This is a genomic window from Mesorhizobium sp. (assembly GCF_024509055.1).
In the GTDB taxonomy this organism is placed as follows: Bacteria; Pseudomonadota; Alphaproteobacteria; order Rhizobiales; family Rhizobiaceae; genus Mesorhizobium.
Genome location: NZ_JANINM010000385.1, coordinates 157,771 through 181,496, shown reverse-complemented (window position 1 = coordinate 181,496; position 23,726 = coordinate 157,771). Strand labels below are relative to the sequence as shown.

General features: G+C 63.5%; 21 protein-coding genes. 15 read left to right on the top strand and 6 right to left on the bottom strand.

Features of this window, described 5'->3' with window-relative positions; genetic code table 11:
* Positions 1–250 precede the first annotated feature (250 nt).
* Complete coding sequence (locus Q0L57_RS19475; RefSeq protein ID WP_296744657.1) at positions 251–1,267, bottom strand: NAD(P)/FAD-dependent oxidoreductase; 1,017 nt, start codon at positions 1,265–1,267, stop codon at positions 251–253.
* 148 nt (positions 1,268–1,415) lie between these two features.
* On the opposite strand from Q0L57_RS19475, the gene Q0L57_RS19470 reads away from it, so the two are divergent.
* Entirely contained in the window at positions 1,416–2,069 is a 654-nt protein-coding gene (locus tag Q0L57_RS19470; protein WP_296744656.1) for a YgjV family protein, read from the top strand.
* Between the two features lie 175 nt (positions 2,070–2,244).
* Here the strand turns inward: Q0L57_RS19470 and Q0L57_RS19465 are convergent, their stop codons facing one another.
* On the bottom strand, positions 2,245–4,713 hold the full coding sequence (locus Q0L57_RS19465; protein WP_296744655.1) for a heavy metal translocating P-type ATPase: 2,469 nt from the start codon (positions 4,711–4,713) through the stop codon (positions 2,245–2,247).
* A gap of 360 nt (positions 4,714–5,073) precedes the next feature.
* Between Q0L57_RS19465 and Q0L57_RS19460 the strand changes: the two genes are divergently transcribed.
* From Q0L57_RS19460 to Q0L57_RS19415, 10 genes are all read left to right on the top strand, one after another.
* Positions 5,074–7,146 (top strand): copper resistance system multicopper oxidase, encoded by a 2,073-nt coding sequence (locus Q0L57_RS19460; protein ID WP_296744654.1) that lies wholly within the window; start codon positions 5,074–5,076, stop codon positions 7,144–7,146.
* On the top strand, positions 7,143–8,438 hold the full coding sequence (locus Q0L57_RS19455) for a copper resistance protein B (RefSeq protein ID WP_296744653.1): 1,296 nt from the start codon (positions 7,143–7,145) through the stop codon (positions 8,436–8,438). The genes Q0L57_RS19460 and Q0L57_RS19455 overlap by 4 nt, the downstream gene beginning before the upstream one ends.
* Positions 8,439–8,441: 3 nt before the next feature.
* Positions 8,442–9,038 carry a cytochrome c gene (locus Q0L57_RS19450; protein WP_296744652.1) on the top strand — a complete coding sequence of 199 codons (597 nt, stop codon included), beginning with the start codon at positions 8,442–8,444 and terminating at the stop codon, positions 9,036–9,038.
* A gap of 153 nt (positions 9,039–9,191) precedes the next feature.
* On the top strand, positions 9,192–9,749 hold the full coding sequence (locus Q0L57_RS19445) for a DUF305 domain-containing protein (protein WP_296744661.1): 558 nt from the start codon (positions 9,192–9,194) through the stop codon (positions 9,747–9,749).
* A gap of 209 nt (positions 9,750–9,958) precedes the next feature.
* A complete protein-coding gene (locus tag Q0L57_RS19440) occupies positions 9,959–10,324 on the top strand; it encodes a DUF305 domain-containing protein (RefSeq protein WP_296744651.1) in 366 nt (121 codons plus the stop codon).
* A 71-nt stretch (positions 10,325–10,395) separates the two neighbouring features.
* The gene (locus Q0L57_RS19435) at positions 10,396–10,845 is read left to right on the top strand and encodes a DUF411 domain-containing protein (RefSeq protein ID WP_168845684.1); all 450 of its coding nucleotides are present in this window, start codon (positions 10,396–10,398) and stop codon (positions 10,843–10,845) included.
* 897 nt (positions 10,846–11,742) lie between these two features.
* A complete protein-coding gene (locus Q0L57_RS19430; RefSeq protein ID WP_018251210.1) occupies positions 11,743–12,960 on the top strand; it encodes a TolC family protein in 1,218 nt (405 codons plus the stop codon).
* Positions 12,957–14,456 carry an efflux RND transporter periplasmic adaptor subunit gene (locus tag Q0L57_RS19425; protein ID WP_061780583.1) on the top strand — a complete coding sequence of 500 codons (1,500 nt, stop codon included), beginning with the start codon at positions 12,957–12,959 and terminating at the stop codon, positions 14,454–14,456. The genes Q0L57_RS19430 and Q0L57_RS19425 overlap by 4 nt, the downstream gene beginning before the upstream one ends.
* Positions 14,453–17,590 (top strand): efflux RND transporter permease subunit, encoded by a 3,138-nt coding sequence (locus Q0L57_RS19420; protein WP_018251208.1) that lies wholly within the window; start codon positions 14,453–14,455, stop codon positions 17,588–17,590. The genes Q0L57_RS19425 and Q0L57_RS19420 overlap by 4 nt, the downstream gene beginning before the upstream one ends.
* On the top strand, positions 17,590–17,916 hold the full coding sequence (locus Q0L57_RS19415; protein ID WP_017980774.1) for a copper-binding protein: 327 nt from the start codon (positions 17,590–17,592) through the stop codon (positions 17,914–17,916). Before Q0L57_RS19420 ends, Q0L57_RS19415 begins: the two co-directional genes overlap by 1 nt.
* 21 nt (positions 17,917–17,937) lie before the next feature.
* Here Q0L57_RS19415 and Q0L57_RS19410 read toward each other — a convergent pair whose 3' ends face one another.
* Positions 17,938–18,705, bottom strand: coding sequence for a glutaredoxin family protein (locus Q0L57_RS19410; RefSeq protein ID WP_017980773.1), 768 nt, complete (start codon positions 18,703–18,705; stop codon positions 17,938–17,940).
* A 63-nt stretch (positions 18,706–18,768) separates the two neighbouring features.
* Between Q0L57_RS19410 and Q0L57_RS19405 the strand changes: the two genes are divergently transcribed.
* The gene (locus Q0L57_RS19405) at positions 18,769–19,173 is read left to right on the top strand and encodes a MerR family DNA-binding protein (RefSeq protein ID WP_366940934.1); all 405 of its coding nucleotides are present in this window, start codon (positions 18,769–18,771) and stop codon (positions 19,171–19,173) included.
* Here the strand turns inward: Q0L57_RS19405 and dmeF are convergent.
* On the bottom strand, positions 19,170–20,114 hold the full coding sequence (gene dmeF, locus Q0L57_RS19400; RefSeq protein WP_017980771.1) for a CDF family Co(II)/Ni(II) efflux transporter DmeF: 945 nt from the start codon (positions 20,112–20,114) through the stop codon (positions 19,170–19,172). The genes Q0L57_RS19405 and dmeF overlap by 4 nt on opposite strands.
* A gap of 10 nt (positions 20,115–20,124) precedes the next feature.
* Positions 20,125–20,400 (bottom strand): metal/formaldehyde-sensitive transcriptional repressor, encoded by a 276-nt coding sequence (locus tag Q0L57_RS19395; RefSeq protein WP_081609170.1) that lies wholly within the window; start codon positions 20,398–20,400, stop codon positions 20,125–20,127.
* A gap of 136 nt (positions 20,401–20,536) precedes the next feature.
* On the opposite strand from Q0L57_RS19395, the gene Q0L57_RS19390 reads away from it, so the two are divergent.
* Positions 20,537–21,880 carry an IS1182 family transposase gene (locus Q0L57_RS19390; protein ID WP_296744650.1) on the top strand — a complete coding sequence of 448 codons (1,344 nt, stop codon included), beginning with the start codon at positions 20,537–20,539 and terminating at the stop codon, positions 21,878–21,880.
* 284 nt (positions 21,881–22,164) lie between these two features.
* Here the strand turns inward: Q0L57_RS19390 and Q0L57_RS19385 are convergent, their stop codons facing one another.
* The gene (locus Q0L57_RS19385; RefSeq protein WP_017980769.1) at positions 22,165–22,803 is read right to left on the bottom strand and encodes a recombinase family protein; all 639 of its coding nucleotides are present in this window, start codon (positions 22,801–22,803) and stop codon (positions 22,165–22,167) included.
* A gap of 265 nt (positions 22,804–23,068) precedes the next feature.
* On the opposite strand from Q0L57_RS19385, the gene Q0L57_RS19380 reads away from it, so the two are divergent.
* On the top strand, positions 23,069–23,317 hold the full coding sequence (locus Q0L57_RS19380) for an AbrB/MazE/SpoVT family DNA-binding domain-containing protein (protein WP_043061538.1): 249 nt from the start codon (positions 23,069–23,071) through the stop codon (positions 23,315–23,317).
* Complete coding sequence (locus tag Q0L57_RS34295) at positions 23,298–23,708, top strand: type II toxin-antitoxin system VapC family toxin (RefSeq protein ID WP_353653269.1); 411 nt, start codon at positions 23,298–23,300, stop codon at positions 23,706–23,708. The genes Q0L57_RS19380 and Q0L57_RS34295 overlap by 20 nt, the downstream gene beginning before the upstream one ends.
* Positions 23,709–23,726: the final 18 nt, after the last annotated feature.

Genomic DNA, 23,726 nt, shown 5'->3' with positions numbered 1-23,726 from the left:
CTCAGGAGTTAGAGCCTCCGACAAACCCGGCGCGGTTCAAGCCCTTACCAAGCCAAGTTCGTCGTTGCTCACAGATCGCGGGCGATCGATCGGCACGATGAGCGGCCTCGCGTAAAGGCTATCTTCGTCGCAAGCCATGCGCGGCATCCCGGACGATCGACGTCGGTCCATGTCCACCGCACGCGATTCAAAAACTAGAAATGAGGGTTACACGACGCCAATTCGAATAGCAGTCATTGTTCGCGTTGTTTCACGTCTTGAGGTGGAGGCGACGCCGGGCAGCTTCAGGCGGGCGCGTTGACTGGGACGAGGATGCGGCATGTGCGGTTGCGAATCTCTGAGCGCGTTCACGAAGGAGATTGTGGATCGCTGTTGCTGCCTTCGCCGCCTGCCCTGTCGCAACGCTGATCTGATCGAGGCCCTCGACGACATCACCGACAGCGTAAAGGCCTGGAACGGAGGTTTGTTGGTGCGCATCGGTCAAAATGCAACCGAGATCGTTCACATCCGCACCGATGCCAGTGGCAAGCTGGGCTTGTGGTGTCGAGCCAAGCGCGGGATACAGGGTATCGAAGGATAGCTCGCGACCCCCGCGCAATCTTACGACGATCTGATTTCCATCGACGCAAATGTCATTTACTGCATCTTTGATGGTTTCGATCCCAGACTGGTTCAGCCTCACTTCGTCGGGCCATTCCAAATCGGGCGAGCGCTGCGCTAACAATGTGATCTGCGCACTATATGGGCGCAAAAACTCTGCCTCTGCTGCACCATGACGATCACATCCCAAAACAGCGATTTTCATGCCCTTCGCCTCGAAACCGTCGCAGATCGGGCAATAGCGCAGCAGAGCGCGCGCCAGCGCGTCATCATGCATCTTGTCGGGCATGATGGGCCGGTGATTGAAAACGCCGGTTGCCATTACCACAGTCCGAGCCGCTAGCATCGACGCGCCAAGACCAACTGAAAATCCATCTTCCGTTAGGGCCAATCGATCCACCGTACCGTGGCGGACGATTGCACCATAAGTTTCAGCCTGGCGCGTCATTCCGGCCAATAGTTCTGCACCGCCAATACCCTCAGGAAATCCTGGCAAATTATGGGATCGGGGGATCGATCGAGCACGTCCGCCCCCGGCATCAATCACCATACATTTTCGCAAGAACCGCCCGAGATATATGGCGGCAGTCAGGCCGGCGGGACCACCACCGATGACGATACAGTCGGAGATTTCATGGGGTTGGGAGGCTAGCGCAACCGTGTCCATCAACCCATTCTCCTCGTGTGTCACATGTTTGTGCCCTCACCTTGGTTACGCGGCACAGACGGCTACCCCTCACCTACGGCGGTGAATAACCGACCGTTAACCTTGCGCGAGTAGGCCCTGACCTATTCGCCGCGTTCAAGAGGTTGAGATGATTGCCGGTATCGCTGCTCCGATCTTGGGATTAGGTATCGGCCAAACTGTCTTCGGCAGTCTTGGCGTGGCAGCCATTGTTACCTGGCCTCGTTTAAGCACCTATCGCGCCGCAGTGGCTGTACAATGCGCCGGGGCGGCAGCGTTTGCCGCGTATTTTGCCCTTAGCGGCACGTCGACTGCCGCGGCATCCTGCATCATCGCACTTGCTCAGCTTTTGACGTCTTCACTCGTGCGTGATCGTCGTGTCGTGATTTGCGCATGCGCCGGATCTCTTGTGTGTCTGGTATTGATCGCCAGTTTAACGTGGAACGGTATTCCGACCATGTTAGCAAGCGCGGGATGTATCCTAGGTACGTTGGCCAGGGTCCAGAAAACGACGTACCGAATGAAGCTTTGGTTTTTGATTGCTGCACCATTCTGGCTCGCCCATAATGTTGTTACGGCGAGCATGTTTGCTCTTGTTGTGGATGCTGTATCTATAACCAGCAACGGTTCAAGTGTTCTCGCTTCCAAAATAAATACCAGGAATAATACTGTTCTAAATATCCTCCGCTCTGTTGATGAGACGTGCAGAATAGCTAATGAGTTCTGGCAGGCCGCTAGAATGTGTGCGTCGCCGTCCTATTTGCCCCGCTTTGTTGCGGCGTAATGGATTTTGAAGATCCCTCACGGCGGTTGGATCGCAATCGAACACCAGCCATGAACGGTGACGTTCAGAGAGACGGTTAGTCTCAGCGGAGGTTCAGCGGAACTATAGCTTGACCGTTCGTCGAAACCGACCGCGCTCTGTGAGACGCCGTTCGTGTCGGCTGTCGCTTCGCTATTCACAACTTTACTGCGTTCAAGCGCAGCGCGTTCAGCACGACAGTAAAGGACGAGAGCGCCATTGCGGCCCCTGCGAGCATGGGTGAGAGTAAGATACCCGCAACTGGATAAAGCACCCCCGCTGCCACCGGCACACCGATCCCGTTGAACAGGAAAGAAAAAAACAGGTTCTGGCGGATATTCCGCATCGTCGCGCGGGCAAGTTTGCGCGCGCGCACGATCGCCGAGAGATCGCCGCGCGTGAGCGTCATGCCAGCGCTTTCGATAGCAACGTCTGTTCCGGTCCCCATTGCCAGGCCGACATCTGCAGCGGCAAGCGCCGGGGCGTCGTTGATACCGTCGCCCGCCATTGCGACCTTCGCGCCGCTCGCTTTCAGCTCGCCGATGATACGCGCTTTGTCCTCCGGCCGAAGATCGGCGTGTACGCCGTCAAGCCCGCCGACGGCACGAGCGAGTGCATCTGCCGTACCGCGGTTGTCGCCGGTAAGCATGACGACCCGAAGCCCTTCCGCGCGAAGCCCTGCGATAGCACCACGCGCTGAGGCGCGGACAGGATCCGCGACGGCCAGCAGGCCAGCGAGCGCGCCGTCAATGGCGATCAGGATGACACCCGCGCCTTCGGTGCGATACCGGTTGGCTGCGGCGCCGAGCGGCGCTGGATCAACACCGACGCGTACCAGTTGCTCGGCGTTGCCAATCACAATCGTACGGCGATCAACGACGGCACTGACACCAAGCCCCGTCTGCGATGCTAAATTCGTAACGTCTTCGATTGGCAGCCTGCGCTCTTTAGCAGCGTTGATGATGCCGTGCGCCAGGGGATGCTCGGACTGCGCTTCCACGGACGCGGCAAGCGCCAGCATGTCGTTCTCGTCAAACCCGTTCACTGTCTCAATCCCGACCAGCGTTGGCTTGCCTTCGGTAAGCGTACCGGTTTTGTCGATGACGAGCGTATCGACCTGCTCCAAGGCCTGTAGCGCTTCTGCGTTCTTGACCAGCACGCCGGCGTGCGCCCCCCGCCCAGTGCCGACCATGATGGACATGGGCGTTGCAAGCCCAAGCGCACACGGGCAGGCGATGACGAGTACCGCGATGGCATTCAGGATGGCGTGGCCCATGCGCGGCTCTGGACCGATCAGCGACCAGGTGATGAACGTCGCAATCGAGATCAGCACGACGAGCGGCACGAACCAGCCCGACACCCGGTCGGCGACTGCCTGAATCGGTGCGCGGCTGCGCTGCGCTTCGGCGACCATACGGACGATGCGCGCCAGCATCGTATCCGAGCCAACCGCGCGGGCTTCCATGACCAGGCTGCCCGTGCCGTTAACGGTGCCTCCGGTGATGGCTGCCTCGACCTCTTTTAGGACAGGCGCGGGCTCGCCGGTGAGCATGGATTCGTCAACCGACGAGCGGCCTTCAACCACTACGCCGTCAACCGGGATCGCCTCGCCGGGGCGAACTCGCAGTCGATCGCCGGCAGCGACTTCGGCCAAGCCGACTTCTTCCTCAGAGCCATCCGCCCGCAACCGACGTGCGGTTTTCGGGGCAAGATCCATCAGCGCACGGATCGCGCGGCCTGTTGCGGCCCGGGCACGTAATTCGAGAACTTGGCCGAGCAGCACCAGCGTCACCACGACGCCGGCCGCCTCGTAATACACCGGGACCATGCCCCCCTGCATGCGGAACGTCGCAGGAAAGATGGCCGGTGCGATCGTTGCGACCAGGCTGTAGAGGAATGCGGCGCCAACGCCGATCGCGATCAGCGTAAACATATTGAGGTGGCGCGTGCGGATCGAGGTCCACCCCCGCTGGAAAAACGGCCAGCCTGCCCACAGCACAATCGGCGCGGTCAGCGCGAGCTGGACCCAGGGCGAGGCCGTTGGCCCAACAAGGTGCAGCCCGGACATTTCGGCGAACATCGAGACTACGAGCAGTGGGATGGTGAGCGCGCCCGCCACCCACAGCCGGCGCGTGAAATCGACCAGCTCGGGATTTGGCGCATCGTCGAGCGATGGTTCCTCCGGTTCGAGCGCCATGCCGCAGAGCGGGCAAGTCCCCGGCCCTTCCTGCCGGATCTGCGGATGCATGGGGCAGGTCCATATCGCCCCCAGCGTCGGCATCCGCTCGGGTTTCGGCGTGTCGCTCCGATAGTCATCGGGATTGGCAAAGAACTTGGTTCGGCATCCTGCGCTACAGAAATGATAGTCATGGCCGCCGTAGTTGGCATGATGTGCCGTCTTTGCGGGATTGACATTCATGCCGCATACCGGGTCCACCGCCGTCGCGGTGGCCTTGCTGTCGCTAGTGCTTGAGCAGCAGCCTCCAGCCCTCAAATGATATTTGTCGTGTTCGACTATCACGGGCGCGGCTGAGCTATCACCGCAACACGATGATGGCGTAGCCATCGAGGTTCGATCGCATCTGCAGCCAGTACCGGTTTCGAGGCGAGATTTGCGGTCGTTCATGGCGTGGAACTCCTTCGACCCGAGAGCATGCAAGGTCCGACACCATGCCCTGGGTCAGGCCCCGCTCATTCGCGGCATGCAGCGCGCGTGAACCGTATTTTTAGATACGCGCGACCAGCGGATCCCCCTCAAAGGTGCCTAGTCCCTCGCAATCAAAGGCCGTGAGCGAGGTGTGCGGATCGAGCTCCCTTAACAAACGCAAATGCCCCCGGCATTGGCCTATCCGAAGGCGCCCGAGTCCTTGAGTTCCGGGCTAAGGCGGCAAGCTGCTGGAGCGATTTCGCGAGTGGTAAGGGATAGTCGCCAGCGCCGCGTATAAAGACCAGAGAGACACTCCCGTTTGAGAGCCTTGAGGACCGTATGAGCCGCACTATCGACCGCCGCCAGATGCTTCGCGGCGCCGCCCTTGCGGGCGGCGGTATGGCATTGACCGCGTACATGCCCGCTTGGGCGCAGCCTGTGTCGGGCGGGATCGCGAAGCCGTTGCCGACTGTGTCGGGCACCGACATTGCACTGACGATCGACAGTTTCAAACTCCCCGTCGACGGGAAGTCGACGCCAGCAATCGGCGTCAACGGCACGGTGCCGGCTCCTCTTATTCGCTTGAAGGAAGGGCAGAAGGTTCGGCTGTCCGTCACCAACAATCTCGACGAGGACAGCTCGATTCACTGGCATGGGTTGCTCGTGCCGTTTCCCATGGATGGCGTCCCGGGCATCAGCTTTCCCGGCATCAAAGCGCGCTCGACCTTCGTGTACGAGTTCCCGATCATTCAGGCTGGCACCTACTGGTACCACAGTCATTCGGGCGAGCAGGAACAGGGTGGGCTCTATGGCCCCATCGTGATCGACCCGGCCGGCGCCGACCCGATCGCGTTCGACCGCGAGCATGTGATCGTACTGTCGGATCATAGCCAGATGACCGGTGCGCAGATTTTCCGGAAGCTGAAGCAGATGGGGGGCGGCTATTTCAATTATCAGCGCCCGACGCTGGCAGGCTTGCTTGCCGGCCGAGAGATGCCACTGAAAGACCGCATCGAGTGGGGCAAGATGCGGATGGACCCCGCTGACATCGCCGACGTCACCGGATCGACCTATACTTTCCTCGTTAACGGTTACGGGCCGTATGACAACTGGACAGGGCTGTTCAAGGCGGGCGAGCGGGTCCGCCTGCGGATCATCAACGCCGCGGCACAGACCAATTTCAACGTCCGTATTCCCGACCTGCCGATGACCGTCGTGCAGGCCGATGGGCAGAATGTCCGCCCGGTGCAGGTCGACGAGTTCCAGATCGGCGTTGCCGAAACGTTCGACGTGATCGTGACGCCGGAGGACCGCGCCTACAGCTTCGTCTCCGAAGCCATCGATCGCTCCGGCATGGGTCGCGCGACACTCGCCCCGCGAGAGGGCATGATCGCGCCCGTCCCTCCACTGCGTCCGCGCACGCTGCTGACCATGACCGATATGGGCATGGACATGGGGAGCATGGGCGGGATGCAGGGCATGTCCGGCATGAAGGATGAAAGCCCGGTCGCCACGCGCGGACCCGACCCGACGTTGATGCAGAACGCCTCGCGCAACCTATGGAAGCTGACGGGCTGGAAGGGGCCGACCGATCACGGGACGGTCGCGACAGGCGCAGCAATGGCGGGCATGTCCGGCATGGCGGGTATGGACCACAGCCAGATGGGCGGCGCGGCGATGCCTGGCATGGATCATAGCAAGATGGCGGCGGGCGAGGCCGGCATGTCCGGTATGGATCATAGTCAGATGAACGGCGGCAGCATGGCCGGGATGGACCATAGCGGCATGGCGGGCGGCTCGGGCCAGGCTGGCGATATGGCCGGCATGGATCACGGGTCCGGCGGCAGCATGAACATGAGCATGCGCGATCCGAAGAATGCGCCGGGCGTCAAGATGGGACCAGGGGTGCAGACCATTTCCCCGATGCCGAAGGATCGCAGTGGCGATCCGCCGCCGGGCCTAGACGGCCTCGATCATCGCGTCCTCACCTACCGCGACCTCGTGGCGCTGGCTCCGAACCCCGACGTGCGCGCGCCATCGCGTCAGTTCGAGATCCATCTGACGGGCAACATGGAGCGCTATATGTGGGGCTTCGACGGGCAGAAGCTAAGCGATCCTGCCGACCCCATCCCATTCCGCAAAGGCGAACGGGCGCGGATCACGTTGGTCAACGACACGATGATGCCGCATCCGATCCATCTTCACGGCCACTTCTTCGAGCTGGTGACGGGCCACGGTGACCATGCGCCGAGGAAGCATACGGTCAACGTGCCGCCAGGGGGCAAGATGACTTTCGACCTGACCGCTGACGCGCCGGGTGATTGGGCGTTCCACTGCCACAACCTCTACCACATGACTGCGGGCATGATGCGTGTCGTCACGGTTCGGCCGCTCGAAGGAGCGGCGGCATGAATCGGCTGATCGCGGCCCTCGCCGCTACCACCATGCTTGGCATGGCCGGCCCCCTCGCCGCTCAGTCGATGCAAGGCATGGACATGCCGGGTATGAAGATGCCGATGCCCGCCAAGAAGAAGGCGGCAGCGCGCCCCGCGGGCAAAGCTGCGGCCAAGGGTAAGCCGACCAAGGCGCGACCTACCACAAAGAGACGTCAAACCGCCCCTACGGCGAAGCGAAGCGCCGCGCCTATGGCTGACATGAAGGGCATGGATCACGGGACCATGCCGGGGATGGATCATTCGACCATGCCCGGCATGGACCAGGCAGCCCCTCAGGGCGCGCAGCAGGACATACAGTCGATGCCGGGAATGCAAATGCCGGGGAACGGCCAAATGCCCTCCCAGAGCGCGCAGCAGCCGATGCAGGGCATGGATCATTCGGCGATGCCGGGCATGACCATGCCCGCAGACCAGCACAGCGGCGATGACATGCAGGGTATGTCGGGGATGGCCGGGATGCCCGGCATGACGGCCGCGGGAGTACAGCAGACCGGCACTGCGCTTCCTGCAGGAAATGCGCCCGCCCCACCCCTGCCGACTGACCATGCGGCCGACAGCGTTTACGGCGCGGATGCGATGACGATGGGGCGCCACCACCTTCAGCAGCATCACGGCGGCCAGAACTTCAATCAGGTGCTGCTGAACATCGCCGAGTATCAGTTTCGCAATGGCCGCGACGGCTATCGCTGGGATGGCGAGGCGTGGTTCGGCGGTGACATCAACCGCCTATTCGTCAAGTCAGAGGGTGAGGGAGCGTTCCGCAAGGGCATCGAGAGCGCCGAGGTGCAGGCGCTCTACAGCCGGACGATCGGCCCCTATTTCAACCTCCAGGCAGGTGTTCGTCAGGATTTGGGGCCTTCCCCCAAACGCACCTACGCAACGGTCGGGATCGAGGGGCTGGCGCCGGGTTTCTTTGAGTTGGAAGGCGCGCTCTTCCTGTCCAACAAGGGTGAACTGCTCGGGCGACTGGAGGGATATTACGACCAGCGCGTCACGCAGCGGCTGATCCTGCAACCGCGCGCCGAACTGAATTTCGCCGCTCAGGATGTGCCGGAAAACCGCATCGGATCTGGTCTGTCCAACGCCGAGCTAGGATTGCGGCTGCGCTACGAGATCCGGCGCGAGTTCGCTCCCTATGTCGGTGTGTCATGGGACCGCCGGTTCGGCGACACCGCCCGCTACGCGCGGGCGGATGGGGATAGCGCCTCGTCCAAGAGCATCGTGGCCGGCATTCGTGTCTGGTTCTGACCAATGGAGGAAGAGAGGGCTCGCAGCGACAGGCGCTCGTTACGGCAGCACCTCCCGAGTCTGCCCTTCGTCGGCGTGCTGGCGATCATCGTCGTGATCGGCGCGGCCGCGTTTGTTTATCTTGGCATCTACAACATCGCGGCGGACGCGCCGCACACGCCGGTCGTCTATTCGATGCTCGAACGCCTGCGTGATCGGTCCATCGAGGTGCATGCACGCGGGATCACACCCCCGGCAAATCTCGCTTCGGCGCAACGCGTGTCGATCGGCGCGGGCCTCTATGGTGAAATGTGTTCCGGTTGTCATCTCGGCCCCGGCGTCGAAAGATCGGAGATGAGCCAGGGCCTCTATCCGCAGGCACCGGAACTCGCGCGCGCCCAGGATCTCACTCCCGCTCAGCAATTCTGGATTATCAAGCACGGCGTCAAGCTCAGCGCCATGCCGGCATGGGGCAAAACGCATCCCGATCCCCTGATCTGGGATATGGTCGCGTTCGTCCGCAAGCTCCCCGGCATGACGCCCGATCAGTACAAAGCACTGGTCGCGAGTGCCCCGGCCGATCACGACGAGATGATGAAGGATATGCCGGGCATGAAGTGATGCTGGCAAGTCAATATGACAATCTCATTTTCTAATGCACTCTAAGTAGCCTGCTGTCTAGCGCCGCGTTAAAATAAAGACTGCAGGGTTAACTAAGGTAAAATCTCCGGAGAGGAGCATATCATGGATGATCAGAAAGAGAAAATGAGAGTAATGGGTTACGGCAGATTTGCGGCCATGGTCGCGACCTCGATCGCGGTGATGTTTGGCCTTATGTACGCCAACGTCTATGCGCTGGGACACATAGAGTTTAGTCAGACTCGGCTCTGGATGGCCTTTGTCATGGGCGCGGCGATGGCCGCCATCATGCTCGCCTTTATGTGGTCGATGTATAAGAACAGAGCGGTGAACGCTGCGATCCTTGGCGGCAGCGTCGTCGTGTTTGCGCTCGCGCTATGGCTCGTCCGTAGCCAGGAAACGGTGGACGACGTGAGCTATATGAAAGCCATGATCCCCCACCACTCGATCGCGATCTTGACGAGCGAGCGGGCGCATATCAAAGATCCAGACGTCCGCAGGCTAGCGGACGGGATCATCGATGCCCAGGTGCGCGAAATCACCGAGATGAAGCGGCTGATTGCGAGGCTTGAGGCACACCCGACGGCAAAAAACGTGCTTGATCTCCCCTCCTATCGCGAAAGACAGGTTCCGCCGCCCCCACCCGAAACGGACGAGAGCAGCGGAATCAATACGCTTCAATCGACGCGCTGATCTTCCAGAATGAGTTCGCACGCGAAAAAAACGCAGCTTTTTTGTTATATGATACGCGGTGACGAGCGTGACCCCTCGGAAATAAATCTCGTTTCCGGCCCGTGTCTCATGCGTTCTAGCAAGTCGCGTGAGGGCTAGCCTGCGCTCACGCGTAAAAGTCTTTGAACTCGAGGAGATCGACAATGCGCTTTGCACCCACGTTCGCAGCTATGGCGCTGCTCGCCACCCCCGTCCTCGCGCAGCAGAGCGGAGGAATGCAGGGTATGGATCACGGCCAGATGGCCGGCATGAATCATGACAAGATGGCGGGCATGATGGACGGCAATCCCTACGGCCAGGCCGAGATGGACATGCATCAGAAGATGATGGCGGCCAAGCAGGGCGACGCGGCCGAAATGTGGACGCGCAAGATGATCGAGCATCACCGAGGCGCCATCGCCATGTCGCGCGTTGCGGTGCGTGACGCGCGCGACGCCGAGACCAAGCGCATGGCGCAGATGACGATCACGAAACAGGAAAAGGATATTGCCGAGCTGCAGGCGTGGCTCAGCAAGCACGGCAAGCGCCCGCAATAAGGGAGCGCTGCCCCGCCCTGTCGATCCCCCTACCCCCCGGCAGGGCGGGGATTTCCTTTTAGGAGCTGATGATGAAGAATGGTGTTCGTGGCGCCGTCGCCGCCTTGCTAATGACCATCCCAGCGGTCGCATCGGCCGCGGCCGACATCGCCATGCACCGCGATCCGGGTTGCGGCTGTTGCGAGAAATGGGCGGCGCAGGTGCGTCAGCAGTTCGGCCGCAAGGTCCAGATCATCGACGATGATCGCCGTGAGGTGCTGCAGCGTAAGATCGGCCTGCCCGCTGACCTCGCGTCCTGCCATACCGCGATCATCGACGGCATCGCGTTTGAGGGACATGTCCCGATCGCAGACATGAAGCGCGCGCTGGCCCAGCATCCTAAAGGCGTGCGCGGCTTGGCCGTGGCCGGAATGCCGATGGGCTCACCGGGCATGGAGGTGCCCGGCATGAGAACCCAGCCCTATGACGTCATTGCGTTCGGTGCCGCTGGCCGGCGTGTCTTTGCTAGCCACGGCGCCTAAACGACAGGTTGTCTTGTGAGCGGCAAATCTTCCCCGGCGCTTCATGCCGGCACTACGGCACCCGGCAAACCACCCGTATTGACCTCGGCGTTGACAATTGGGATAGTATCCGGGTGTTGAAAGCTCGTCTTTCTCTCTTGCTTCTTGTTGGAGCGTTGCTTGGCCTTTTGGGCCAAGGAATTGCGTATGCGGCCGGCCCATCGCTCTCACCCAAGATGGCGATGAGCCATGTCACCCCATCCCGCATGGATTGCGCGGGTATGGCGACCCCGGATCCGTCATCGGAACACCCATGCAAAGGACTGACGCTGGCGTGTATCGCCCAAATGGGATGCGTTGTTCCCATGACGTTTGAGGAGCCGGCAAGAGTGCTGAAGCGCTCGATCGCATCTCAAATCGTTATCTGGCCTGCCAGCCGGGCACTTGCCGGCCTCAACGTCGCTCCCGAGCCCGAACCGCCTACCGTTTGATCGAGTCAAGCCGTGTCAGGCTGCAGCCGTTCGCCGGTTGCGGCTCTGCCGATTTTAAATCTCGATCAAATTGGAAAGTGACATGAAAACGTTCATCTTGGCGGTATTTGCCGCTAGCCTCGCCGCGTCGGCAGCGACGGCGGCCACATCTGAAAATAAAAGCAATGGTCATTGGGAGTGGCGTTCCAATTACCAGCCGGGCCCGCGGGCGCCGCTTCAAGCCCCACACCGCGTATGGGTTACGGACGTTCCCCAGTCGAGCGCCTGCGTGTGCCCGATGATGGAACGCGGTCGCGACGCCTGCATGTCAATGAAGGGCGGCCAGTCAACTTAAGCTGGCGAGCCTGAACAGGTGCCGGGCTCCGATCAACCATTTGGAGCCCGGCCATCATTATGACATGAAGGGACTAGAGGGATGCGCGCATCCATGATGCTCGCGGTCGCCGCGCTCACGACGAGCGCCGCGCACGCGCAGACACTTACCTATGACCAAGCGCTGCGCGATGCGGTTGCCAACGCCCCGGGAGCGGTTGCCGGTCGCGCGGGGGTCAGCGCCGCCCAAGCCGATGCACGTGCGGCGGGAAGCCTTCCGGACCCCCGTGTGTCGATCGGAATCGAGAATTATCCTGTCTCTGGGCCACCCGCCTTCTCCCTATCCAGAGACGACATGACGATGGGGCGTGTCGGTTTCCAACAGGACCTACCCAACCTTGCCAAGCGTCATGCCGCGCAAGCGCAGGCACGCGCCGTGATCGCAACGGCAGAAGCATCGCAAGCGACCAAGCTCCGGGAGGTGCGATTGGGAGCGGGGCAGGCATGGATCGACCTTGCTTATGCCGAGCGTCGACTAGCTGCCCTCGACACCGTTCTGCTATTCCTTCGATCTCTCCCTTCCGCTGCGCGGGCCGCCGTGACGACCGGTTCGGTCCGCCCTGGTCAGACACTGACGACCGATCAGGAGATCGCGGCACTCGACGACCGCCGCGACGAGTTGATGGCCGCCGTTGCGCGCGCCCGCGCGATGCTGGCTCGCTGGACCGGCGTATCGGCGCCCGAGATTGCCGGCGATATGCCCGCGATCGATCTGGCTCCGGCGCGGCTGCGGGACGCGCTCAGCCTTCACTCCGACATGGTTCTCGCCGAGGCCGGTATTCAGCGCGCCCAGGCCGACGTGGATGCGGCGCGAGCGGAGAAGCGACCCGATTGGGGGGTAGAGGTAGCTTATCAACGCCGTGACCCCCGGTATGGCGACATGGTGTCGGCGGGAGTTTCGATGAGCCTGCCGCTGTTCGCTCGATCGCGTCAGAATCCGCGCATCGAAGCCCGCAAATCCGCACAGGCGCAGGCCGAGGCCGCGCGCGAAGAAACCCGGCGCACATTGGCAGCCGATCTGGAGGCCGCGCTGGCGGACCACCAAATGCATCACAGCCAATGGCAGCGCGCGCGCGACGTGCTCCTTCCGCTCGCTCGGAAGCGAGCCGATCTGGAGATAGCGAGCTACTCTGCCGGTCGCGCGAGTCTTGCGGATGCCATCGAAGCCAAGACCGCGCTCGCCGACGCCGAGCTGACCGTGCTCGACCGTGAGGCGCTCGTCGCCGCAGACTCTGTCCGCCTCACCATTACCTTCGGGAGCGCCGATCGATGAGCGACACTACCATTACCCGCGCCCGCCTTGTCACCGCGGTAAGCGCGCTGGTGCTGGTCGCAGGGGGCGTGGGCTTCGGGCTCGCGAAACTTGGCACGTCCTCGGCTGCCGATCAAACGGCATCCCCAGCCCCGCAGAAGAAGATCCTCTACTGGTATGATCCGATGATCCCGGGGGAGCGGCACGACGGCCCGGGTCTCTCGTCGATGGGGATGAAACTGATCCCCCGCTATGCCGACGAGGGCGCAGGCGGTAGCGCCGCACCGGGCGTAGCGATCGATCCGGCCAGCCTCCAGCGGCTCGGCGCGCGGATCGTCACGGTCGAACGCGGATCGTTGTCAAACTCGGCCTCGGCAACCGGCAGCATCGAGTTCAATGACCGCAACGTTGCGGTCGTGCAGGCACGCAGCGGCGGCTTCGTTCAGCGCGTCTATGCGCGCGCGCCAGGCGATGTCGTGCCGGCAGGCGCCCCGCTCGCCGATATCCTTGTGCCCGAATGGGCGGGCGCGCAGGCGGAGTATCTCGCCGTGCGCCGCACCGGGGATGCCGGGCTCACGCGGGCGGCACGAGAGCGCCTGTTGCTTCTCGGGATGCCCGCCGGATCGATTGCATCGGCGGAGTGGCGCGGCCGACCGCAAGGTGTGACGACGATCAGCACGCCCGTGGGGGGCGTCATCAAGACGCTCGGCGTCCGACAGGGGATGACGGTCGCGCAAGGACAGACACTGGCGGAGGTGAACGGCCTCGCCACCGTGTGGCTGAACGCGGCTGTCCCTGAGGCCCTCGCAGGAAACCTGCGGATCGGCACGCCCGTCATCGCCACGCTGGCGGCTTTCCCGGGCGAAAGCTTCAGGGGCCGCATCGCTGCGATCCTGCCCCAGGCCGAGGCAGCGAGCCGCACGCTCACAATCCGCGTCGAGCTCCCCAACCGTGCCGGCCGGTTGCGCCCCGGTATGTTCGCCAGCGTGGCGCTCGACCAGGGGAGCCGCGATGCACTCCTTGTCCCGAGTGAGGCCGTGATCCGGACCGGCCGGCGCACACTCGTCATGTTGGCAGGGCCGGGTGGACGCTTTCGACCCGCCGAGGTTCGCACTGGCGCAGAAGGCGGCGGCAAAACCGAGATAGTCGCCGGCCTGACCGAGGGTGAGAAGGTTGTCGCGTCGGGCCAGTTCCTGATCGACTCCGAAGCGAGCCTCGCTGGCCTCGATGCGCGTCCGATTGGTGTCGAAGCGTCACCCGCAACAAAGCCGGCCGTGAAACCCACCGCGTCGATCTACGAGACGGTCGGCAGCATCGAGGCGATCGATCGCAGTTCCGTCACCCTGTCCCATCAGCCCGTTCCGGCGATCGGCTGGCCGGCCATGACAATGACGTTCCGCGTCGCCGATCCCGCGTTGGTGCGTGGGTATCGCAAGGGTGAGCGGGTGCGGTTCGGCTTTGATCAACCCGCCGATGGTCCAACGCTGCGCCGCATGACGCGCGAGGCTGGGCGATGATTGCCGCGATCATCCGCTGGTCGGTCGCGAACCGCTTCCTCGTCGTCCTGGCGGCCATCGCGCTCGCCATGGCCGGGGTGTTCGCAATGCGTGCCACCCCCGTCGATGCGCTCCCCGACCTGTCCGACACGCAGGTCATCATCCGCACGAGCTGGCCGGGCCAAGCCCCGCAGATCGTCGAGAACCAGGTGACGTATCCGCTCACCACGACGATGCTGTCCGTGCCTGGCGCGAAAACCGTGCGCGGCTATTCGTTCTTCGGCGACAGCTACGTCTATGTCCTCTTCGAGGATGGGACCGACCTCTATTGGGCGCGCTCACGCGTGCTGGAGTATCTGAGCCAGGTGCAGGGACGGCTTCCCCAAGGCGCGCAGGCCGCGCTGGGTCCTGATGCGACGGGGGTCGGCTGGGTCTATGAATACACGCTGTTGGACCGCACCGGCCGCCGTGACCTGTCGCAGCTCCGATCCTTGCAGGACTGGTTCCTACGTTATGAACTGAAAACGCTGCCCGGCGTTGCGGAGGTGGCGAGCATCGGCGGAATGGTGAAGCAATATCAGGTGCTGCTCGACCCGACGCGGCTCGCCGCATTCGGTGTCACGCACACTCAGGCCGTCGATGCCATTCGCCGCGCCAATCAGGAGGCCGGCGGGTCCGTCCTCGAGCTGGGCGAAGCCGAATATATGGTGCGCGCGTCAGGTTACTTGCGCACCGTCGACGATTTCCGCGCGATCCCGCTCAAGGTCGCCGGTGCCGGCGTCCCCGTTACCTTGGGCGACGTCGCGTCGATCCAGATCGGCCCCGAGATGCGCCGCGGCATCGCCGAGCTGAACGGCGAAGGCGAGGTCGCGGGCGGAGTCGTCATCCTGCGTCAGGGCAAGAATGCACGGCAGACGATCGAAGCCGTCAAGGCCAAGCTCGCGGAACTGAAAGCGAGCCTTCCCCCCGGCGTCGAGATCGTCACCACCTATGACCGCTCGCAATTGATCGACCGCGCGGTGGAGAATTTGACGGGCAAGCTGATCGAGGAGTTCGTCGTCGTCGCGATCATCTGCGGGTTGTTTCTGTGGCATGTCCGGTCTGCGCTGGTCGCGATCGTCACTTTGCCTCTGGGGGTGCTCGCGGCCTTGCTCGTCATGCGTGTGCAGGGGGTGAACGCCAACATCATGTCTTTGGGCGGTATCGCCATCGCGATCGGCGCGATGGTCGATGCCGCGATCGTGATGATCGAGAACGCGCACAAGCGGATCGAGCGATGGGAACACGACCATCCGGGCGTGGCGCTGGCGGGCGAGGAACGCTGGCGCGTCATCACCGAGGCCGCGGCCGAGGTCGGGCCGGCGCTGTTCTTCAGCCTCGTCATCATCACGCTGTCGTTCGTGCCGGTGTTCACGCTCGAAGCGCAGGAGGGACGGCTGTTCGCCCCGCTCGCCTTCACCAAGAGCTATGCGATGGCGGCAGCGGCGATCCTGTCGGTAACGCTCGTGCCGGTCCTGATGGGATGGCTGATCCGGGGACGCATTCCGGCCGAGAACGACAACATTATCAACCGCGTGCTCACCCGTGCCTATCGCCCGGCGCTCGACCGCGTGTTGGCGCGGCCTTGGGCGGCGATCGGCATCGCCGCCCTGGTACTGGCGACGACGGCATGGCCGCTGACCCGATTGGGTGGCGAGTTCATCCCGACGATGGATGAGGGCGATCTGCTCTACATGCCGTCCGCGCTTCCCGGCCTTTCGGCCGCGAGCGCCTCGGCCCTGCTCCAGCGCACAGACCGGCTGATAAAAACCGTTCCCGAGGTCAAAACCGTGTTCGGCAAAGCCGGGCGCGCCGAGACCGCGACCGACCCGGCACCGCTCGAGATGTTCGAGACGACCATCCAATTCAAGCCGCGCGATCAATGGCGCGCGGGGATGACGCCGGCAAAGCTGGTGGAGGAGCTGGACCGCACAGTGCGCGTGCCCGGCCTCACGAACGTATGGGTGCCTCCGATCCGCAATCGGATCGATATGCTCGCGACCGGCATCAAGAGTCCCATCGGGGTGAAAGTGTCGGGGTCCAACCTCTCCGAGCTGGACCGCATCGCCGGCAGCATCGAACGTGTCGCCAGGACCGTGCCGGGCGTCAGCTCGGCATTGGCAGAACGGTTGACCGGAGGCCGCTATGTCGATGTCGATATCGATCGGGTGACCGCGGGGCGCTACGGTCTCAACATCGCCGATGTGCAGGAGATTGTGTCCGGCGCGATCGGCGGCGAGACGATCGGCCAGACGGTGGAGGGCCTTGCCCGCTACCCGATCAGCGTCCGCTACCCCCGCGAGCTGCGTGACAGTCTGGAGGGACTGCGAACTCTCCCAATCGTCACCGCATCGGGTCAGCAGATCACACTCGGCACCGTCGCATCCGTGTCGATCGCGGAAGGTCCACCGATGCTCAAGACGGAAAATGGTCGACTCTCGACATGGGTCTATGTCGACGTGCGCGGGCGCGACCTGGCCTCCACGGTCGCCGATCTGCGCCGTGCTGTTGGCAAAGATGTTCGGCTCAGCCCCGGCGTCTCGATCGCCTATTCCGGACAATTCGAGTATCTGCAGCGTGCCGAGGCTCGGTTGATGCTCGTCGTGCCGGCGACACTCGCGATCATCTTCCTTCTCCTCTACCTTACCTTCGGTCGCCTCGACGAGGCGGCGCTTATCATGGGCACACTGCCCTTCGCGCTGACCGGCGGCATCTGGACATTATGGCTGCTCGGCTATGCGCAATCGGTCGCCACAGGTGTCGGGTTCATCGCGCTCGCCGGCGTGTCGGCGGAGTTCGGCGTCGTCATGCTGATCTACCTGAAACACGCATTGGCCGAGCGCGGGCCGTCACCGTCGGGCGAGCAAGTATCGGAAGCGATCAGGGAGGGCGCGCTGTTGCGGGTACGTCCCAAGGCGATGACCGTCGCTGTCATCGTCGCCGGGCTGTTCCCCGTGCTGATCGGGCATGGCGCCGGATCGGAGGTGATGAGCCGGATCGCCGCGCCGATGATCGGTGGAATGCTGACCGCCCCTTTCCTCTCCATGTTCATCCTGCCAGCCGCCTACTTGCTCTTGCGGCGGCGAGCTTCAACCCGCCCCGAAAGGAAGATCTGATGAAAGCCACTTTCTCCATGCGCGCCGCATTCATGCTACTAGTCACGCCGATCGCAGCGAGCGCTCTTGCTCAAGGCAGCAGGCCGGCTGCATCGGCTGTAAAATCCGGCAGCGGATCGGGGACGATCACTGCCGTCGACGCGAAAGGTGGAACCGTAACCATCAAGCACGGCCCGATCCCGACGATCGGCTGGCCCGCAATGACGATGACCTTCCGGGCATCCCCCCCGACCCTGCTCAAGGGACTGCGGTCGGGGCAGCGGGTCGCATTCACCGCCAAGGCGAAGGGTATGACGGCAGAAGTTACGGCGATCAGCCCGCATTGACGACGCGTGCCGACCTTCGCGTCAGTGCGCCATCGCCAGCACGGGCGGCGCAGCGATCATCCACAGCGCCATCGCGACCATCATCAGGTTTTCGGTGAGCGAGATGAAGCCGAGCGGCACGTTGCTGTCCCCGCCCACGCACGCGCATTTCAGCTCACGCTTGTCGATGTAGACGGCCTTGAACACCGACACCGCGCCGATCGTACCGATAACGAGCGCGACGGGCACCGACAGCCAGGTCAACGCGCCGGCTGCCATCAGGACGCCCGCCGCTCCTTCCGCGTAGGGATAGACATAGGAATAGGGCACCCAGCGCTTCGCGAGCAGATCGTAGTTGAGGAACATGCTCGAGAAGCTCTCGACGTTCTGGAGCTTGAGCATCGCCAGAGCGCACATCGAGAACGCGATGAACCATTCACCCGCCCGCACCGTGAAGGGCGTGCCGAGTACCGCATAGCTGGCGGCGAGCGCCATCAGCGCCGTCATCGCGAACACGGCAATCACCGGGCGATAGGTGACGGCCTTGGGGTCGCGGACCATCTTGCCGAAGAAGCGGCGCAGATCGTCATAGCCGCCGACCCGCTCCCCGGCGATAAAGATCTGCGGGGTCGTCTTGACGCCGTGCTTCGCCTTGAAAGCGTCGGTTTCTTCCCGCGTCATCAGCCAATGGTCATCGACCGCATAGCCTTCCCGGCGCAGAAGATCCTTCGCCTTCAGCCCGAAAGGGCAGGTATGTTCCGGCATCACCATCCGGTAGATCGTCGCCTGTTTGGCGGGGGCGCTCGCCATGCCGCTTCTCCAATATCCTCGCCCCGCCTATATAGGGTCCGTACCATAGTACGGAGTCAAGGCATGACCGGCATGACGATCGCGGCGCTCGCGCGCGAGGGCGGCGTCGGCGTCGAAACGGTGCGCTACTATCAGCGTCGCGGTTTGCTGGACGAGCCAGACCGGCCGACCGGGGCTGGCGCCGGAGGCGGCATCCGGCGCTACGGCACCGATGACGCCCGCCGCCTTCGCTTCATCCGCTCGGCGCAGGCAGACGGTTTCACGCTCGAGCAGATCGGTGAGCTTCTGGCGCTGGATGCGACCGACGATCGCGCCCGCGCGCGCCAGCTCGCGGGCGAGCGCATTGCCGAACTGGATGCGAAGATCGAGGAGCTTGAGCGGGTGCGCGCCTCGCTTCGCCGGCTCGCACATGAATGCGGGTCAGGAGCGGAGGGACCATGCCCGATCCTGACCGCCTTCGAGGGCTAGCGGCACTCGACGGTCAGGTGCGCGATTTCATGAACCGGTGCGAGGCGGGCGCGGATATCGTCGCCGGTCACGCCCTGCCCGCCTACGACGCTGACGATCGCGGCGTGGGCTTCCGGACCGACGCGCCAGACATGAAGATCGGTGATACGCGCGTCGCCTGGCGCCTCGACCAACTCGCGCACTTCCTCCTCTACATGATGATCGGTCGCATCGAGCAACACGGACGCCGTGTCGCGCATCAGCGTCCATGACCAGCGCGCGATGACGATCGCACCGACGATGCCCATCACCGGATCCATCCAGACCCAGCCGAGATAGCGGCCCGCCAGCAGCGCGGCGATGGCGAGAACCGAGGTGAGCGCGTCGGCCAGGACATGGACATAGGCGGAGCGCATGTTGTTGTCACCGCCATGCGCGCCGTGCGCATGCCCGTGCCCGTGATGGTGGTCATGCCCGTGATGATGGTCGTGCCCGTGATGGTGCCCGCCCGAGAGCAGGAAGGCGCAGGCGATGTTCACGCCCAGACCGACCACCGCGATGAGCGTCGCTTCCCCGAATGCGACCGTGATCGGCTGAAACAGGCGAAGGATGGACTCGACACCGATCCCGAGCGCGATCAGGCCCAGCACCATCGCCGACGCGAACCCGGCCAGGTCGCCGACCTTGCCCGTGCCGAAGCTATAGGCCCGGCTGGAGGCATGGCGCTTGGCATAGGCGTAAGCGGCCGCGGCGACCCCGAGCGCGCCCGCGTGTGTCGCCATGTGAAAGCCATCGGCGAGCAGCGCCATCGAGCCGGTCAGATAACCGGCGATGATCTCCACCACCATCATCCCGGCGGTAAGCGCCACGACCCACAGGGTCCGGCGGGCATTGTCGTCGTGCGCCGCGCCCAGGAATACATGGTCGTGCGTGAAGGCGTCGATTTCGGGCAAAGCCGCCATGAAAAGCGTCCTATTTGGCGTAGCGGCGGATCACCGCCAGCAGTTCTTCGGCACCTGCCGCCCGCTCGGCATCATCGAGGCCGGGCCGCGACACATGCGCTTCGAGGTGTTCGGCGATAATCTCGTCCATGAGGCCATTCACCGCCCCGCGCACGGCGGCAACCAGATGGAGCACGTCGGAACACGACGAGTCCGATTGAAGTGCTCGCTCGACCGCGCCGACTTGTCCGGCGATGCGACGAACGCGGGCGACCAGATCGACATTGGTTTGAGACAAATGTGACATAGGATACCCCCCTAGCCTATAGGCCAGTAAACAGCAAGTCGGTGTCAAAACCGTCCGAGGCTGTTGGAAAAACGGCTGCTTGCGACGGTGACGAGGGCGTGATTCACTCCGGCAAAGCGGTGGGGGGATCACGGACATGATGGGTCGGCAGGTGGCGCAGGGGGCGCTGTTCTACGGCTTCCGGCTCGACGACCATGTGCCAGCCGGCCACCTGCTCCGACGCACCGACGGGCTGCTCGACTTCGGCTTCGTGCGCGAGGCGCTGGCGGCGAGCTACAGCACGAGCGGGCGGCCCTCGATCGATCCGGAACTGATGCTCAGGATGCTGTTGATCGGCTACCTGTTCGGCATTCGCTCGGAACGCCGCCTGTGCGAGGAGGTGCACCTCAACCTCGCCTATCGTTGGTTCTGCCGGCTCGATCTGGCTGACCGGGTGCCCGACCATTCGACCTTCTCCAAGAACCGGCACGGCCGTTTCCGCGCCTGCGACCTGCATCGTCTGCTGTTCGAGCAGGTGGTCGCGCGGTGCGACGCGGCAGGGCTGGTAGCGGGGCGCGACTTGGCGGTGGACGGCAGTACCATCATGGCCGACGCCAGCCGCGAGAAGAAGCTGAAGGGGGCCGACGTCGCAGACGAGCTTCGTGCCGGGGAAAGCATATCGCGACCCGTCGTCGAATATCTGGCGGCGCTCGACGCCGCGTTGCCGCCAGATCCCGACGAACCTGCGACCGTCAATCCGACCAGCATCTCGCCGACCGACCCGCAGGCGGCGCTCACCTGCAAGCACGGACCGGCGCGCTACGCATACGCCATCAACCCCTTGCTCGACCTCGATACCGACTGCATCCTCGATGTGGAGGCGACGCCGGCGCGCTTTTCATCCGAGGTCGCGGCAACTCGGACACTGCTGTCGCGTGCCGGCACCACACTGGGCATCACACCCGAGAGCCTCGCGGCTGACAAAGCGTATGGCAGCGGCCCGTTGCTCAGTTGGCTAATCGACCGAAAAATCACCCCATACATCCCGGTCATCGACCGCAGCCGCCAGCGCGACGCCTTCTTCACCCGTGATGCCTTCCACTACGATCGGGAGGCCGATGCCTATCGCTGCCCGGCGGACAAGCCACTCGGCTATTGCGGCACCAAACGCGCCAGCCAGGTTCGCGTATACCGAAGCCATGTTGCCGATTGTGCTGGCTGCGAACTGAAGCCCCGATGCACCGTCAGCCGGAAACGCAGCATTACCCGCCTCGTCAGCGAGGATGCCCGCGATACCGTGCGCGCCCTTGCCGGCACCGACGCCTATGTGCACGCGCGGCGTCGAAGACAGCGGATCGAGCGCGTGTTCGGCCACCTGAAACGCAACCTGGGGCTACGAACGCTTAAGCTGCGAGGCCTCGCCGGAGCAGCCGAGGAGTTCACCATGGCTGCCGCGGCATACAACCTCCAGCTGCTGGCCCGGCAGGCCGCGCCGGCCTGATACGCGGCGCATCCTCCGGTGTCCGGCGTCACCAGACATCCGCCACGCCGATTTCGCGCAGGCATTTTTTCAACGGTCTCGTCCGGTTGTGACACCGGCCACCTCCGGCAGCGTTCTCAACGCCGTACAGGTGTCGAAATTCTGTGTCAGAACCGGAGGATGGGCTTGGCTATGCGGAGATGTCCCGCGGTGACGGCCGGCATCACGCTCCGCAGCCTAGCGCGATGCCCGATGAGCGATGCAATCTAAACCAGCATGATCGGCAGGTGGAACACGTACAAAACTCAGCCGCCCTGCTCGGGCTTAATCGCCCTCGAGCGGTGGAGTGCGGTCACGCGCTTGACATGAGCGATGCTGCATCCGGCGAGCTCCGCAGTTTTCGCGATGCTCATGCCCGCCTCCCTCAAACTTACGATGCGTCGATGGTGGGCGATATCCGGCTTGCGGCCGGTGTAACGCCCCGCCCTCTTCGCAACTTCGATGCCCTCGCGCTGCCGCTCGCGCCGCGTGTCGTAGTCGTCGCGCGCCGTCTGCAGCGCCACCCGCAGCAGCATGTCCTGCACCGCCTCCAGCACGATGCGCGCCACGCCCGCGCTGTCTGCCACCAGGTCGGACAGGTCCACGATCCCCGGCACTGCGAGGCGCGCCCCCCTGCCTCGGATCGTCTCCACCAGCAGCTCCGCCTCCGGCAGCGGCAGGCGGCTGATCCGATCGATCTTCTCGGCCACCACCACCTCGCCCGGCTGCAGGTCCGCCACCATGCGCAGGAGCTCCGGTCGGTCCGGCCGCGCGCCCGACGCCTTCTCCCGGTACACCGCCGCGACGTAGAAGCCGGCCGCCTTGGCGCCGGCCACGATGTTCTCCTGCCGCGTCAGGTCCTGATCGTCCGTGCTAACCCGCAGGTAGACGCGCGCTACCTTCACTCCGCTGCCTGCCACCTACTCATCACTCCTGCCCGGCGTTCTTGGGTATACCCTTGTGAGCCAGTCATGCAGCAGTCGGCTCAGATCGGCAACTACCGGTCCTACGTAGCCTAGCTAAGCGAGCCGGGTCTAAGTAGCTGCTCCATCATCGATGAACGCTATATTGGTGATCGGCCGTGCATCGATCCCTGCCTCCACGCTGGTGTCCGACTTTGCTCTCCGGTATAAGGCCGTTGGGCGGGTAAGAGCAGCGGGTTTGGTGCAGATGGAAGCACAGAGGGTCAAGATCGTGGACGGTGGTAAGCTCGTGATCCCGGCGGCAATGCGCCGTGAGCTCGGGATCACCACGGGTGACACCGTTCTCGTCGATGTGGACGATGGCGAGCTGCGGGTACGTTCCGTGCCTAAGGCACTTGAGCGTGCTCGCGCGATCCTGCGTAGGTATGTGCCCGAAGGCGTCGGTTTGGCTGGCGAGCTGATCGCGGAGCGTCGGCGTGAGGCGGAGCGTGAGTAGCAAAGTCGTACTCGACGCCTCCGCCCTGCTCTGCCTTCTGAATGATGAACCCGGGGCGGATCGGGTAGTCGATGTCCTGACTCGCAGCATCATTGGAACAACCAACCTCGCGGAGGTCATTTCCAAGCTACGGGTCCGAGGACTGCCACTTGACGACGTGCGTGAGGCGCTTGGCGGGCTGCACCTCGATGTCCGGCCGCTTACTCCTGCCCAGGCGCTCATAGTAGGCGACCTTCGGCCAGCGACGATGGCGCTCGGCCTGTCCCTCGGCGAGCGGGCATGTCTTGCCTTGGCGATCGACTTGCAAGCTGAGATGTTTACGACAGACGGACCTCTGGCGAGCGCGGACGTTGGCATTACCATCACCAACGTGCGACCGCGGACGGTGTAGTCGCAAGTTCGTGCTTTT

Coding starts and splice junctions, on each gene's coding strand:
- Q0L57_RS19475 (WP_296744657.1), bottom strand. CDS start 1,267: ATGGACACGGTTGCGCTAGCCTCCCAACCCCATGAAATCTCCGACTGT.
- Q0L57_RS19470 (WP_296744656.1), top strand. CDS start 1,416: ATGATTGCCGGTATCGCTGCTCCGATCTTGGGATTAGGTATCGGCCAA.
- Q0L57_RS19465 (WP_296744655.1), bottom strand. CDS start 4,713: ATGAACGACCGCAAATCTCGCCTCGAAACCGGTACTGGCTGCAGATGC.
- Q0L57_RS19460 (WP_296744654.1), top strand. CDS start 5,074: ATGAGCCGCACTATCGACCGCCGCCAGATGCTTCGCGGCGCCGCCCTT.
- Q0L57_RS19455 (WP_296744653.1), top strand. CDS start 7,143: ATGAATCGGCTGATCGCGGCCCTCGCCGCTACCACCATGCTTGGCATG.
- Q0L57_RS19450 (WP_296744652.1), top strand. CDS start 8,442: ATGGAGGAAGAGAGGGCTCGCAGCGACAGGCGCTCGTTACGGCAGCAC.
- Q0L57_RS19445 (WP_296744661.1), top strand. CDS start 9,192: ATGGGTTACGGCAGATTTGCGGCCATGGTCGCGACCTCGATCGCGGTG.
- Q0L57_RS19440 (WP_296744651.1), top strand. CDS start 9,959: ATGGCGCTGCTCGCCACCCCCGTCCTCGCGCAGCAGAGCGGAGGAATG.
- Q0L57_RS19435 (WP_168845684.1), top strand. CDS start 10,396: ATGAAGAATGGTGTTCGTGGCGCCGTCGCCGCCTTGCTAATGACCATC.
- Q0L57_RS19430 (WP_018251210.1), top strand. CDS start 11,743: ATGATGCTCGCGGTCGCCGCGCTCACGACGAGCGCCGCGCACGCGCAG.
- Q0L57_RS19425 (WP_061780583.1), top strand. CDS start 12,957: ATGAGCGACACTACCATTACCCGCGCCCGCCTTGTCACCGCGGTAAGC.
- Q0L57_RS19420 (WP_018251208.1), top strand. CDS start 14,453: ATGATTGCCGCGATCATCCGCTGGTCGGTCGCGAACCGCTTCCTCGTC.
- Q0L57_RS19415 (WP_017980774.1), top strand. CDS start 17,590: ATGAAAGCCACTTTCTCCATGCGCGCCGCATTCATGCTACTAGTCACG.
- Q0L57_RS19410 (WP_017980773.1), bottom strand. CDS start 18,705: ATGGCGAGCGCCCCCGCCAAACAGGCGACGATCTACCGGATGGTGATG.
- Q0L57_RS19405 (WP_366940934.1), top strand. CDS start 18,769: ATGACCGGCATGACGATCGCGGCGCTCGCGCGCGAGGGCGGCGTCGGC.
- dmeF (WP_017980771.1), bottom strand. CDS start 20,114: ATGGCGGCTTTGCCCGAAATCGACGCCTTCACGCACGACCATGTATTC.
- Q0L57_RS19395 (WP_081609170.1), bottom strand. CDS start 20,400: ATGTCACATTTGTCTCAAACCAATGTCGATCTGGTCGCCCGCGTTCGT.
- Q0L57_RS19390 (WP_296744650.1), top strand. CDS start 20,537: ATGATGGGTCGGCAGGTGGCGCAGGGGGCGCTGTTCTACGGCTTCCGG.
- Q0L57_RS19380 (WP_043061538.1), top strand. CDS start 23,069: ATGGAAGCACAGAGGGTCAAGATCGTGGACGGTGGTAAGCTCGTGATC.